This is a genomic window from Mycobacterium sp., from assembly GCF_965277065.1.
GTDB lineage: Bacteria > Actinomycetota > Actinomycetes > Mycobacteriales > Mycobacteriaceae > Mycobacterium.
This window is the reverse complement of sequence record NZ_CBDIBT010000019.1, coordinates 87,413-98,557: the sequence shown is the minus strand read 5'-3', so window position 1 is coordinate 98,557 and position 11,145 is coordinate 87,413. Positions and strand designations below refer to the sequence as shown.

Sequence of the window (11,145 nt, the reverse complement as noted above, 5' to 3'; positions counted from 1 at the left end):
GAGTGACACGCGCCCTGAGCGCAGAGTCATCCGGCGGGTAGAAACTACTCATGACTGATCTGTGGGTCGAGCGCACCGGAGTGCGTCGCTATACCGGCCAGAGCTCGCGCGGAGCAGAGGTGCTCATCGGATCCGACGACGTCGACGGGGTGTTCACACCCGGTGAGCTGATGAAGATTGCGGTCGCCGCGTGTAGCGGAATGTCCAGCGACTCGCCGCTGGCCCGGCGACTGGGCGACGACTACCGGGCGACCGTTCGGGTGTCGGGCGACGCCGACCGCCAGCAGGAGGTCTATCCGCTGCTCGACGAAGTGCTCGAAATCGACCTGTCGGGTTTGGACGACGACGAGAAGTCGCGGGTCCGCACTGTGGTCCAGCGTGCGGTCGACCAGGTTTGCACGGTCGGGCGAACGCTGAAATCAGGAACGAAAGTCGACTTCCAGGTCGTCGATGTCGGGCGGTGAGGTTCGGCTCACCGCGTGGGTGCACGGCCGGGTGCAGGGTGTCGGCTTTCGCTGGTGGACCCGATCCCGCGCCCTGGAGCTCGGGCTGACCGGCTACGCCTCCAACCGCCCCGACGGCCGGGTGCACGTGGTTGCGCAGGGAACCCGTGACGCCTGTGAACAACTGTTACGCCTGTTACGTAGTGGGAAAACACCTGGCCACGTCGACAACGTTGTGGTGGATTGGTCGCCGCGCGGCGAAGCCATCAGCGGCTTCGTCGAGCGGTAGTCTGGCACGCCGTGTACCTCAAGAGTCTGACGCTGAAGGGCTTCAAGTCCTTTGCCTCGCCGACGACTCTGCGCTTCGAGCCGGGCATCACCGCAGTTGTCGGACCCAACGGGTCGGGTAAGTCCAACGTCGTCGACGCCCTGGCGTGGGTGATGGGGGAGCAGGGCGCCAAGACGCTGCGGGGCGGCAAGATGGAGGACGTCATCTTCGCGGGCACCTCGTCACGTGCGCCGCTGGGCCGCGCTGAGGTCACTGTCACCATCGACAACTCCGACAACGCGCTGCCGATCGAATACTCCGAGGTTTCGATCACCCGGCGGATGTTCCGAGACGGGGCCAGCGAGTACGAAATCAACGGCAGCAGTTGCCGTTTGATGGATGTGCAGGAACTGCTGAGCGACTCTGGAATCGGCCGCGAGATGCACGTCATCGTCGGCCAGGGCAAGCTCAACGAGATCCTGGAATCCCGGCCCGAAGACCGCCGGGCTTTCATCGAAGAAGCCGCCGGTGTACTCAAACACCGCAAGCGCAAAGAAAAAGCGGTCCGCAAGCTCGAGTCGATGTCGGCGAACCTGGCCCGGCTGACCGATCTGACCACCGAGCTGCGTCGCCAGCTCAAACCGCTTGGCCGCCAAGCCGAAGTGGCTCGCCGCGCGCAAACCATCCAGGCCGATCTGCGCGACGCGCGGTTGCGGCTGGCCGCCGACGACGTGGTGACCCGCCAGTCCGAGCTCAACAACACCAACCACGCCGAGGCGACGCTGCGCCGCGAGCACGAGGAGGCCTCGGCCCGGATGGCGCTCGCGTCCGAAGAACTGGCCGCAAACGAGAAGGCGCTGACCCGCCTTTCGGAGCGCGCGGAGCGCTCGCAACAGACCTGGTTTCGGTTGTCCGCCTTGGCCGAACGGGTCAGCGCGACAGTGCGTATCGCCAGTGAGCGGGCTCAGCACCTGGACGTCGAAACCGCGTCGACGGGTGGCCCCGACCCCGACGAATTAGAGGCGCAGGCCGAACAGGTGGCGGCCGCCGAGCGACAGCTGCTCAGCGAGCTCGCCGCCACCCGCAGCCGGCTCGACGCCGCCCGTGCCGAGTTGGCCGACCGCGAGCGCGACGCGACCGAGGCCGAGCAGGCTCACGTGGCGGCGGTGCAGGCCGAGGCCGACCGTCGCGAAGGCCTGGCCCGGCTGGCGGGCCAGGTTGAGACGATGCGCGCGCGCGTCGAGTCGATCGATGACGGCGTCGCCAAGCTGTCGGAGCGAATCGAGGAGGCCGCCGCCCGGGCCCAGCAGGCCAAGGTCGAGTTCGAAACCGTGCAGGGCCGGGTCGGCGAACTCGACCAGGGCGAAGTCGGTCTCGACGAGCATCACGACCGGACGGTCGCTGCGATGCGGTCGGCCGACGAGCGGGTCGCCGAGCTGCAAACCGCCGAGCGTGGCGCCGAACGTCAAGTCGCGTCGCTTCGGGCCCGCATCGACGCGCTGTCGGTCGGCCTCGAACGCCGCGACGGCGCGGCGTGGCTTACTGAAAATCGTAGCAGCGCAGGCATTTTCGGCTCGGTGGCCAAGCTGGTCAAAGTGCAGTCGGGTTATGAGGCGGCGCTGGCCGCGGTCCTCGGTGCTGCCGCCGACGCGTTGACCGCCGACAGCTTCGGCGCCGCCACCGATGCGGTGACCGCGCTGAAGCACGCCGACGGTGGCCGCGCGACCATCGTGCTGAGCGACTGGCCCGTCCACGAGCAGGCGCAACTGGGCACCCTGCCCGACGGCACACGCTGGGCCCTCGATCTGGTCGAGGTGCCGGCACGGTTGCGCGGCGCGCTGGCCGCCATGCTGTCCGGTGTCGCCGTAGTCGGCGGCCTCAGCGAAGCCATGAGTTTGGTCGCCGATCGTCCACAGCTGCGCGCGGTCACCCGCGACGGCGACCTGGTCGGCGCCGGCCGGGTCATCGGGGGATCGGACCGCAAACCGTCGACGTTGGAGCTCACCTCCGAAATCGCCAAGGCGCAAGCCGAACTCGCCGCTGCTGAGGCGCAGACCAGCGAGTTGGGCGCGGCGCTGTCCGGGGCGATGAGCGAACAGGTCGCCCGGCAGGACTCGGCGGAGCAGGCGCTGGCGGCGCTCAACGAATCAGATGCCGCCATCTCGGCGATCTACGAGCAACTCGGCCGGATGGGCCAGGACGCCCGCGCCGCCGACGAGGAGTGGCACCGGCTGATGCGGCAACGGGAGGAGCTGGAAACCGGGCGCGCCGACACTCTCGGCGAGCTCGGCGATCTCGAGACCCGGCTCAGCAACGTCGAACAAACCCAGGGTGTTCTAGCCGAGCCCGAGCATGGCGAGCTCCGCCAGCAGATCGCCGCGGCCGCCGAAGCTGCACGCGGCGTCGAGGTGGAGGCCCGGCTGGCCGTGCGCACCGCCGAGGAACGCGCTAATGCCGTTCGCGGGCGGGCGGATTCGCTTCGCCGCGCTGCCGCCGCCGAACGCGAGGCGCGGGTGCGCGCCCAGCAGGCCCGGGCCGCGCGTCAGCATGCTGCCGCGGCCGCGGCCGCGGTCGCCGACGCCGGTCGGCGGTTGGCCGGCCGGCTGGGTCAGGTGGTCGGCGCGGCCTCGCGAAACCGTGACGAGCTGGCCGCCGAGCGCCAGCAGCGTTCGGCCGCGATGGTTGCGGTCCGCGACGAGGTGAACTCGCTGGGCGCTCGGATCGGAGTGCTGACCGAGTCGCTGCACCGCGACGAGGTCGCCAAAGCGCAAGCGGCGCTTCGGATCGAGCAGCTCGAGCAGATGGTGCTCGAGCAATTCGGCATGTCGCCGGACGTATTGGTGGCCGAATACGGACCCGAGGTCGCGCTGCCACCGACCGAGCTCGAGATGGCCGAATACGAACAGGCCCGCGAGCGTGGCGAGCAGGTGACCGTGCCGGCGCCGCTGCCGTTCGACCGGCCCACCCAGGAGCGCCGCGCCAAACGCGCCGAACGTGAGCTGGCCGAGTTGGGCCGGGTCAATCCGTTGGCCCTCGAGGAGTTCGCCGCGCTGGAAGAGCGCTTCAACTTCCTGTCCACTCAGCTTGAGGACGTCAAGGCGGCGCGCAAGGATCTGCTGGACGTGGTCGCCGATGTCGATGCCCGCATTCTGCAGGTGTTCACCGAGGCCTACGTCGACGTAGAACGGGAATTCCAGGGGGTTTTCGCCTCGCTGTTCCCCGGCGGTGAGGGCCGGCTGCTGCTCACCGACCCCGACGACATGCTCACCACCGGTATCGAGGTGGAGGCTCGTCCACCCGGCAAGAAGGTCAAGCGGCTTTCCCTGCTGTCCGGCGGCGAGAAGTCGCTGACCGCGGTGGCGATGCTGGTGGCCATCTTCCGGGCCCGCCCGTCGCCGTTCTACATCCTGGACGAGGTCGAAGCGGCGCTTGATGACACCAACCTGCGGCGGTTGATCGGCCTGTTCGAGCTGCTGCGGGCCAACTCGCAGCTGATTGTCATCACTCACCAGAAGCCGACCATGGAGGTCGCTGACTCGCTGTATGGCGTGACGATGCGCGACGACGGCATCACCACGGTGATCTCGCAACGGATGCGCGGTCACCAGGTCGACCAGCTGGTCACGATTACCTAAGCGAGGAAACACGTTGCCGCAAGTCCTGTGGATCGCGATTGCCGTTGTCGCCGCACTGACCGTCATCGCCATCCTGGTAGTGGGACTGGTGCGTTACCGGCGACGGCGGATCAGACTGTCGTCGGGCGGGCAAACTCCCACCCTTGACCGCTCCGGCGGCTACGCTGCGTCATCGGGAATCACGTTCAGCCGCAGCGATACTGACGACCGGATCGATACCACCGGGTTGCCCGGTGTCGGCGATGACGCGGCCATTCCGCGTGATGCATACAAACGGCCGGTCTCCGATGTTCAACTGCCCCAGCCGGATACGGCTGCCGTACCGGTTGAGCCTCCGGTTGAGCCGGAACCCGCCGCGCCGTCGCCGGTCGCAGCACAGCCCGCAATCGATGAGATCGCCCCGGCCGACGGGCGATTGGAGCGACTGCGCGGGCGCCTGTCCAGATCACAGAATGCCTTGGGCCGCAGCCTTCTGGGCCTCATCGGCGGCGGCGATCTCGACGAAGATTCCTGGGAGCAGATCGAAGACACCCTGCTGATCGCCGACCTGGGTCCGACCGTGACCAACTCGGTGGTGGCTCAACTCCGCAGCAAACTCGCCAGTAGAGACGTCCACACCGAGGCCGATGCGCGCGCGGTCCTGCGCGAAGTGCTGATCGCCGCGCTGCAGCCCGGCCTGGACCGCTCGGTGCGCGCGCTGCCGCACGATGACCACCCGTCCGTGCTGCTGGTAGTCGGCGTCAACGGCACCGGAAAGACCACCACCGTAGGCAAACTCGCACGTGTTCTGGTTGCCGACGGCCGCCGCGTGGTGCTGGGCGCCGCCGACACGTTCCGGGCGGCGGCCGCCGATCAACTGCAGGCCTGGGGTTCTCGTGTCGGCGCCGATGTGGTGCGCGGTCCCGAGGGTGCCGACCCCGCAGCGGTTGCTTTCGACGCCGTCGACAAAGGCATCGAGTTGGGCGCCGACGTGGTCGTGATCGACACCGCGGGCCGGCTGCACACCAAGACCGGGCTGATGGACGAGCTCGGCAAGGTCAAAAGGGTGGTGAGTCGGCGCGCAGCGGTCGACGAGGTGCTACTGGTCCTCGACGCGACGATCGGCCAGAACGGCTTGGCGCAGGCGCGGGTGTTTGCCGACGTCGTCGAGATCACCGGAGCGGTGCTGACAAAGCTCGACGGCACGGCAAAGGGCGGCATTGTTTTTCGCGTCCAGCAGGAGCTTGGGGTGCCGGTCAAGCTCGTCGGACTGGGTGAGGGGCCGGACGATCTGGCGCCGTTCGAGCCGGCCGCTTTCGTCGACGCGCTTCTCGGTTGATGGCGTCGACCCGCCGCACCCGGCTGCGCCGCGCTGTGCTGATTGATGGTCTCGAGTGCCCCGCCAACCGGGCACTCGGCACCGAACGCCCGAATGGCCGGGCGCTCGGCGAGGTGGTCACGTAGCGGTAGTGGTCCGGCTTGTACGGGCCTTCCACATCGACGCCGATGTACTCCGCCTGCTCTGAGCAGATGTAACACCGGCGAAACCTTTCAGCGCCGCTTTTTGTAACAACTACTTTGCAAGGTTCTCGTGCAGGCCGCAGGCATTTGTCTGGCGGCTTTCCATGGCCTACCGGAGGTGATAGCGAGTGAGTTTCCCGATAATGGGCCAGCCCGACACCGGCGACACCGCTTGGATGCTGGCAAGTTCCGCGTTGGTGCTGTTGATGACCCCGGGACTGGCGTTCTTTTACGGCGGCATGGTCCGCGCCAGAAGCGTGCTCAACATGCTCATGATGAGCATCAGCGCGATGGGCGTGGTGACGGTGCTCTGGGTGCTCTACGGCTACTCGATCGCCTTCGGCAATGACACCGACGACTTATTCGGTGACCCCACCGAATACTTCGGTCTGAAGGGTCTCATCGGCGGTAACGCGGCGGCCGCGGATGCCGCCAAAGGCGTTGCGGCGACCAACATCCCGCTGGCCGGCACGCTGCCGATGAACGTGTTCGTGGCGTTCCAGCTGATGTTCGCGATCATCACGGTCGCATTGATCTCGGGAGCGGTGTCCGACCGGCTGAAGTTCAGCGCGTGGCTGGTGTTCGCCGGTCTCTGGGCGACGCTCGTCTACTTCCCGGTCGCGCACTGGGTCTTCGCAGGTGACGGCATCACGGCGGAACACGGCGGCTGGATTCTCAACAAGCTGCACGCCATCGACTTCGCCGGCGGGACCGCGGTCCATATCAACTCCGGTACGGCCGGCCTGGTCCTGGCGATCGTCCTCGGCAAGCGCAAGGGCTGGCCCGGCACGCTGTTCCGCCCGCACAACGTGCCGTTTGTGATGCTCGGTGCGGGTCTGCTGTGGTTTGGCTGGTACGGGTTCAACGCCGGATCGGCCACCAGTTCCAACGGTGTCGCCGCGTCGACGTTCATCACGACCACGGTGGCCACCGCCGCGGCGATGCTCGCCTGGCTGGTCACGGAGCGCATCCGCGATGGCCACGCGACGACGCTGGGAGCTGCATCGGGCGTGGTGGCCGGACTGGTCGCCATCACGCCGTCCTGTTCCTCAGTGAATGTGTTGGGCGCGTTGGTGATTGGCACGGTGGGCGGCTCCCTCTGCGCCGTGGCGGTCGGGCTGAAATTCAAGCTGGGCTTCGACGACTCGCTGGACGTGGTCGGTGTGCACCTGGTCGGCGGGCTGGCGGGCACGCTACTGGTCGGTCTGGTTGCCGCTCCGGAGAGCCCTGCCATCAACGGCGGCGTAGTGGGCGCAACGAAGGGCCTATTTTACGGCGGCGGATGGGGCCAATTGGAGCGACAGGCGATCGGCGCGTTCAGCGTTCTGTTCTACTCGGCCATCGTCACGCTGATAATTGCCCTGATACTCAAGTACACGATCGGGCTGCGTCTGAGTCCTGAGGAAGAAGCCGTGGGCATCGACGAGTCTCAGCACGCAGAGAGCGGTTACGATTTCGCGACAGCGACCGGTTCTGCACTTCCGCATGCAAGCCTGCCGGAGCCGGAGGGCGCTCGTGGTCATGGCTCGGAAGATCGAGTGGGCGACAAAGTAGAGGCGGAATAGAAATGAAGCTGATCACGGCGATCGTCAAGCCGTTCACGCTCGAGGACGTAAAGGCCAGCCTCGAGCAGGTCGGAATTCTCGGGATGACGGTCAGCGAGGTTCAGGGGTACGGCCGGCAGAAGGGCCACACCGAGGTCTACCGCGGTGCCGAATACTCCGTCGACTTCGTGCCGAAGGTCCGGGTCGAGGTGCTGGTTGAGGACTACGATGCCGACAAAGTGCTGGACAGCATCGTGCGTTCCGCCCGGACCGGAAAGATCGGCGACGGTAAGGTGTGGGTCAGCCCCGTGGAAACCGTCGTGCGAGTCCGCACCGGTGAGCGCGGAGCGGATGCGATCTGACTCGGGCCGCATGGAGACCCAGTCGGCTTTGCCGGTCCGCCCAGGATTGGAATGACGCAGCGCGAGCAAGAGTTACCTGATCCGCCAGGACACGAGGCCACGGCGGGCAAGATATCCGGTGCGGCAAACGATTTGGCTGCCGCCCGGGAGAAACTGCTTGCCCGCGGGCCGAGTGAACTCGACTCCGCCGCCCTACGCGAAGCGTGGGGCGAACTGCACGAGTTCTGGTTGACGACAAAGGCTTCCGAGATCGGCATCATGCCCGGCAGCGGCTTCGCCATCGTCGCCACGGGCTCACTGGGTCGCCGCGAGTTGGTGCCCTACTCCGATCTGGACTTGCTGCTGTTGCACGACGGAATGAACACCGACGCCGTCCGAGACGTCGCCGATTCGCTCTGGTATCCGTTGTGGGACGCTAACATTCGTCTCGATCACAGTGTGCGTACGGTTGCTCAGACGCTGAAGGTCGCCGGCGCAGACGTCTCCGCCTGCCTGGCGATGCTCGACACCCGCCATATCGCCGGCGACGAGGAGCTGTCCGGCCGCCTCGTCGAGGGAATCCGTCGCCAGTGGCGCTCGGGAATCCAATCCATCTTCGGCGAAGTCGTTGATGAAACCCATGCGCGGTGGCGTCGCTTCGGTGAGATCGCCCACCGGGCCGAGCCCGACCTGAAATCGGGTCGCGGTGGCCTGCGTGACATTCAACTGCTCGACGCGCTGGCCATCGCTCACCTCACCGACCGGCTGGCCGTGGGCGAGACGGATGACCCGTTGGGCTCGCTGACGGGTGCCCATCTGATGCTGCTCAACGTCCGCACCGAACTGCATCGGGTCTCGGGCCGCGGGCATGACCAGGTGCTGGCCCAGTTTGCCGATGAGATCAGCGCCGCGCTGCACATCGGCGACCGCTTCGACCTGTCCCGGGTGCTCTCCGATGTGGGACGCACCATCAGCTATCGGGTGGACGCCGGGCTGCGGACCGCCTCCAATGCGCTTCCGCGGCGCGGGATGTCGGCGATCCGTCGGCGCCCGCGTCGACCGCTCGACGAGGGAGTGGTCGAGTACGCCGGTGAGATCGTGCTGGCCCGCGATGCCCGACCGCAAAGCGACCCCGCGTTGCTGCTGCGGGTGGCGGCCGCGTCCGCGGTCACCGGGTTACCCATTTCGGTTTCCACGCTGAGCCGGTTGGCCGATACCGCGCCAGAATTGCCGACGCCGTGGCCGCGCGACGCGTTGGACAATCTTCTGGTCATGTTGACCGCAGGCCCGGACACCATCGCAGTCATCGAGACCCTGGATCGCACCGGGCTGTGGGGCCGGCTCTTCCCGGAGTGGGGAGCGGTGCGCGACCTTCCGCCACGCGACGTGGTCCACATCTGGACCGTCGATCGCCACCTCGCCGAAACTGTCTCGCGGGCAAGGATTTTCACCACCCGAGCGGCGAGGTCGGACCTATTGATCCTGGCCGCGTTGCTGCATGACATCGGTAAGGGCCGCGATGCCGACCACTGCGTGCTGGGCGCGCAGCTGGCCACCCAGATCGGCACCAGGCTGGGCATGTGGCCATCGGACGTCGAGATGCTGTCCACGTTGGTGCTTCACCATTTGCTGTTGGCCAAAGTCGCGATCCGGCAGGACCTGAACGATCCGCAGACCATCGCCGCGGTCTGCGATGCGCTCAATGGCGACCCCGTGCTGCTGGACGTGCTGCACGCACTGACCGAGGCCGACTCGCTGGCTACCGGGCCGGGGGTGTGGAGCGACTGGAAAGCCTCGCTGGTCGGTGATCTGGTGCGCCGGGCGCGGATGGCGATGAACGGCGAGGCGTTGCCCGAAGCCGATCCGCTGGACCCCGAGTACATGGCGCTGGCCGCTGATCGCAAGGTGCACGTCGAACTGCGGCCGGGCACTGACCGTCGGCTGCACCATGCCGTCGTGATCGCCCCGGACCAGCGCGGGCTGCTTTCCAAAGCGGCCGGGGTGCTGACGCTCAATTCGCTGCGCGTCCACTCGGCGTCGATCAACGTCCAAGACGGCGTCGCGATCAGCGAATTCGTGGTGGCACCCCACTTCGGCAGCCCGCCCGCGTCGGGCTTGCTGCGCCAGCAGTTGATCCGTGCGCTCGGTGGGCAGACCGACGTATTGGGCACGCTGGAACAGCGGTCGGCCGACACCAAGCCCAAGCCGATCGGCGAGGCGCCCACCGCGGTTCCGGTCCATCACTCGTTCGCGCCTCCGCGGATCATGTGGTTCGAGGGCACGCCGGGCCGGTTGATCATCGAGATCCGGGCGAACGACCGTCCCGGTCTGCTCGCACTGCTCACCGGTGCACTCGAGCGCGCCGGGGTGGACATCGATTGGGCGAAGGTCAGCACGCGAGGGTCGATGGTCGACGATGTGTTCTGCATCGCGCTGCCGGAGCACAGCAAGGCCTCCAAGGCGACCGGTGAGCCGGGCTCGAGCACCCGGTCGGCGATCGAGCACCATCTGCTGGCGATCCTGGAAGGCCCCAAGGCCCCGCAGGACGCGGCCGCGGTCTAGCCGAGCCGGCGGTTTCGCAGCCAGGCGTCGATCCGGTCGGCGACGCTCGTCCAGGCGGGCTCCTGCATCATGTTGTGTCCCATGTCAGAGAAGAACTCGGCCTCGGCTTGGTAGGCGCGTGCTGTGGCGAGCACCTCGGCGCTGGTCACCAAGCCGTCGTCCGCGGCGCCCAACACCAACACCGGGGTGCTGACCCGTTTTGTTCTCACCCGCCGAATCATCGGGTCGACAAGAGAAGCGCGCACCGGCTCGGATTGCACACCCGCAGCGGATGATTCGACGATGTCGTCGGGCGTGCAGGCACTGAAGAGGTGTTCGCGAACCAGCGGCGCGGTACCGATGAAGCCGGTCAGGTTGCCGACCGGCAGCGATCGCATGGAAATCCACGGGTGGCGGCTCCAGATTCGCGTCGCCAGCCCAAGCACGCCCTGCGGCGGCACCGATGCCACCAGCACCGCGGCCGGCGCATCGTGGGTCTCCAGGTATCGCTGCACGACGAAGCCGCCCAGCGAATGCGCGATGAGGACCGGGTGACCGCCGAGGTTCTCGGCGGTGGTGCGCACGTCATCGACATAGTCGGCGATCGAGCACGTGTGGAATGGCTTGTCGGTCGGGCTGCCCCCGTGGCCGCGCAGACTCACTGCCACCGCGCGGTAGCCGGCGTCGGCGAAGTAGTCCACGAAGTTGCTCCAGCACGAGGCGGAATGCCAACCGCCGTGGACGAACAGCAGCGGCACCGGATGCGCATCGTCGCAGGATCCCTTGTCGATCACCTCGAGCATGCGTCCATCGTGGCCCAGCGTCGACTTGTCGTTGCGACTCCCAGCTATCTGGCCCAGCAACCCGACGCTC

The 11,145-nt window shown here is 67.2% G+C and carries 8 protein-coding genes and 1 pseudogene; 7 read left to right on the top strand and 2 right to left on the bottom strand.

Annotated features, from left to right (window positions below; translation table 11 throughout):
* Positions 1 to 50: 50 nt before the first annotated feature.
* From ACQY5A_RS17595 to ftsY, 4 genes are read left to right on the top strand one after another with little or no spacing between them, the layout of a single operon-like run.
* Entirely contained in the window at positions 51 to 464 is a 414-nt protein-coding gene (locus ACQY5A_RS17595) for an OsmC family protein (protein ID WP_428341641.1), read from the top strand.
* On the top strand, positions 451 to 732 hold the full coding sequence (locus ACQY5A_RS17590; RefSeq protein WP_428341640.1) for an acylphosphatase: 282 nt from the start codon (positions 451 to 453) through the stop codon (positions 730 to 732). The genes ACQY5A_RS17595 and ACQY5A_RS17590 overlap by 14 nt, the downstream gene beginning before the upstream one ends.
* An 11-nt stretch (positions 733 to 743) precedes the next feature.
* Positions 744 to 4,346, top strand: coding sequence for a chromosome segregation protein SMC (smc, locus tag ACQY5A_RS17585; RefSeq protein ID WP_428341639.1), 3,603 nt, complete (start codon positions 744 to 746; stop codon positions 4,344 to 4,346).
* A gap of 13 nt (positions 4,347 to 4,359) precedes the next feature.
* On the top strand, positions 4,360 to 5,664 hold the full coding sequence (ftsY, locus tag ACQY5A_RS17580; RefSeq protein ID WP_428341638.1) for a signal recognition particle-docking protein FtsY: 1,305 nt from the start codon (positions 4,360 to 4,362) through the stop codon (positions 5,662 to 5,664).
* Positions 5,665 to 5,785: 121 nt separating this feature from the next.
* Here ftsY and ACQY5A_RS17575 read toward each other — a convergent pair.
* A pseudogene (locus tag ACQY5A_RS17575) lies at positions 5,786 to 5,857 on the bottom strand (adenosylhomocysteinase); the annotation flags it as partial.
* Between the two features lie 132 nt (positions 5,858 to 5,989).
* Between ACQY5A_RS17575 and ACQY5A_RS17570 the strand changes: the two are divergent.
* The 3 genes from ACQY5A_RS17570 to ACQY5A_RS17560 are packed head-to-tail and all read left to right on the top strand — an operon-like array spanning position 5,990 to position 10,293.
* On the top strand, positions 5,990 to 7,411 hold the full coding sequence (locus ACQY5A_RS17570; protein WP_428343212.1) for an ammonium transporter: 1,422 nt from the start codon (positions 5,990 to 5,992) through the stop codon (positions 7,409 to 7,411).
* 2 nt (positions 7,412 to 7,413) lie between these two features.
* Complete coding sequence (locus ACQY5A_RS17565) at positions 7,414 to 7,752, top strand: P-II family nitrogen regulator (RefSeq protein ID WP_428341637.1); 339 nt, start codon at positions 7,414 to 7,416, stop codon at positions 7,750 to 7,752.
* A gap of 51 nt (positions 7,753 to 7,803) precedes the next feature.
* Positions 7,804 to 10,293 carry a [protein-PII] uridylyltransferase gene (locus tag ACQY5A_RS17560; RefSeq protein WP_428341636.1) on the top strand — a complete coding sequence of 830 codons (2,490 nt, stop codon included), beginning with the start codon at positions 7,804 to 7,806 and terminating at the stop codon, positions 10,291 to 10,293.
* Here the strand turns inward: ACQY5A_RS17560 and ACQY5A_RS17555 are convergent.
* Positions 10,290 to 11,075, bottom strand: a complete 786-nt coding sequence (locus ACQY5A_RS17555; RefSeq protein WP_428341635.1) for an alpha/beta hydrolase — start codon at positions 11,073 to 11,075, stop codon at positions 10,290 to 10,292. The two genes, ACQY5A_RS17560 and ACQY5A_RS17555, sit on opposite strands and share 4 nt — an antisense overlap.
* Between the last annotated feature and the right edge of the window lie 70 nt (positions 11,076 to 11,145).

What these genes read in the sequence shown, in the direction of transcription:
- ACQY5A_RS17570 (WP_428343212.1), top strand. Translation starts at nt 5,990, where the DNA reads ATGGGCCAGCCCGACACCGGCGACACCGCTTGGATGCTGGCAAGTTCC.
- ACQY5A_RS17595 (WP_428341641.1), top strand. Translation starts at nt 51, where the DNA reads ATGACTGATCTGTGGGTCGAGCGCACCGGAGTGCGTCGCTATACCGGC.
- ACQY5A_RS17565 (WP_428341637.1), top strand. Translation starts at nt 7,414, where the DNA reads ATGAAGCTGATCACGGCGATCGTCAAGCCGTTCACGCTCGAGGACGTA.
- ACQY5A_RS17590 (WP_428341640.1), top strand. Translation starts at nt 451, where the DNA reads ATGTCGGGCGGTGAGGTTCGGCTCACCGCGTGGGTGCACGGCCGGGTG.
- ACQY5A_RS17555 (WP_428341635.1), bottom strand. Translation starts at nt 11,075, where the DNA reads ATGCTCGAGGTGATCGACAAGGGATCCTGCGACGATGCGCATCCGGTG.
- ACQY5A_RS17560 (WP_428341636.1), top strand. Translation starts at nt 7,804, where the DNA reads ATGACGCAGCGCGAGCAAGAGTTACCTGATCCGCCAGGACACGAGGCC.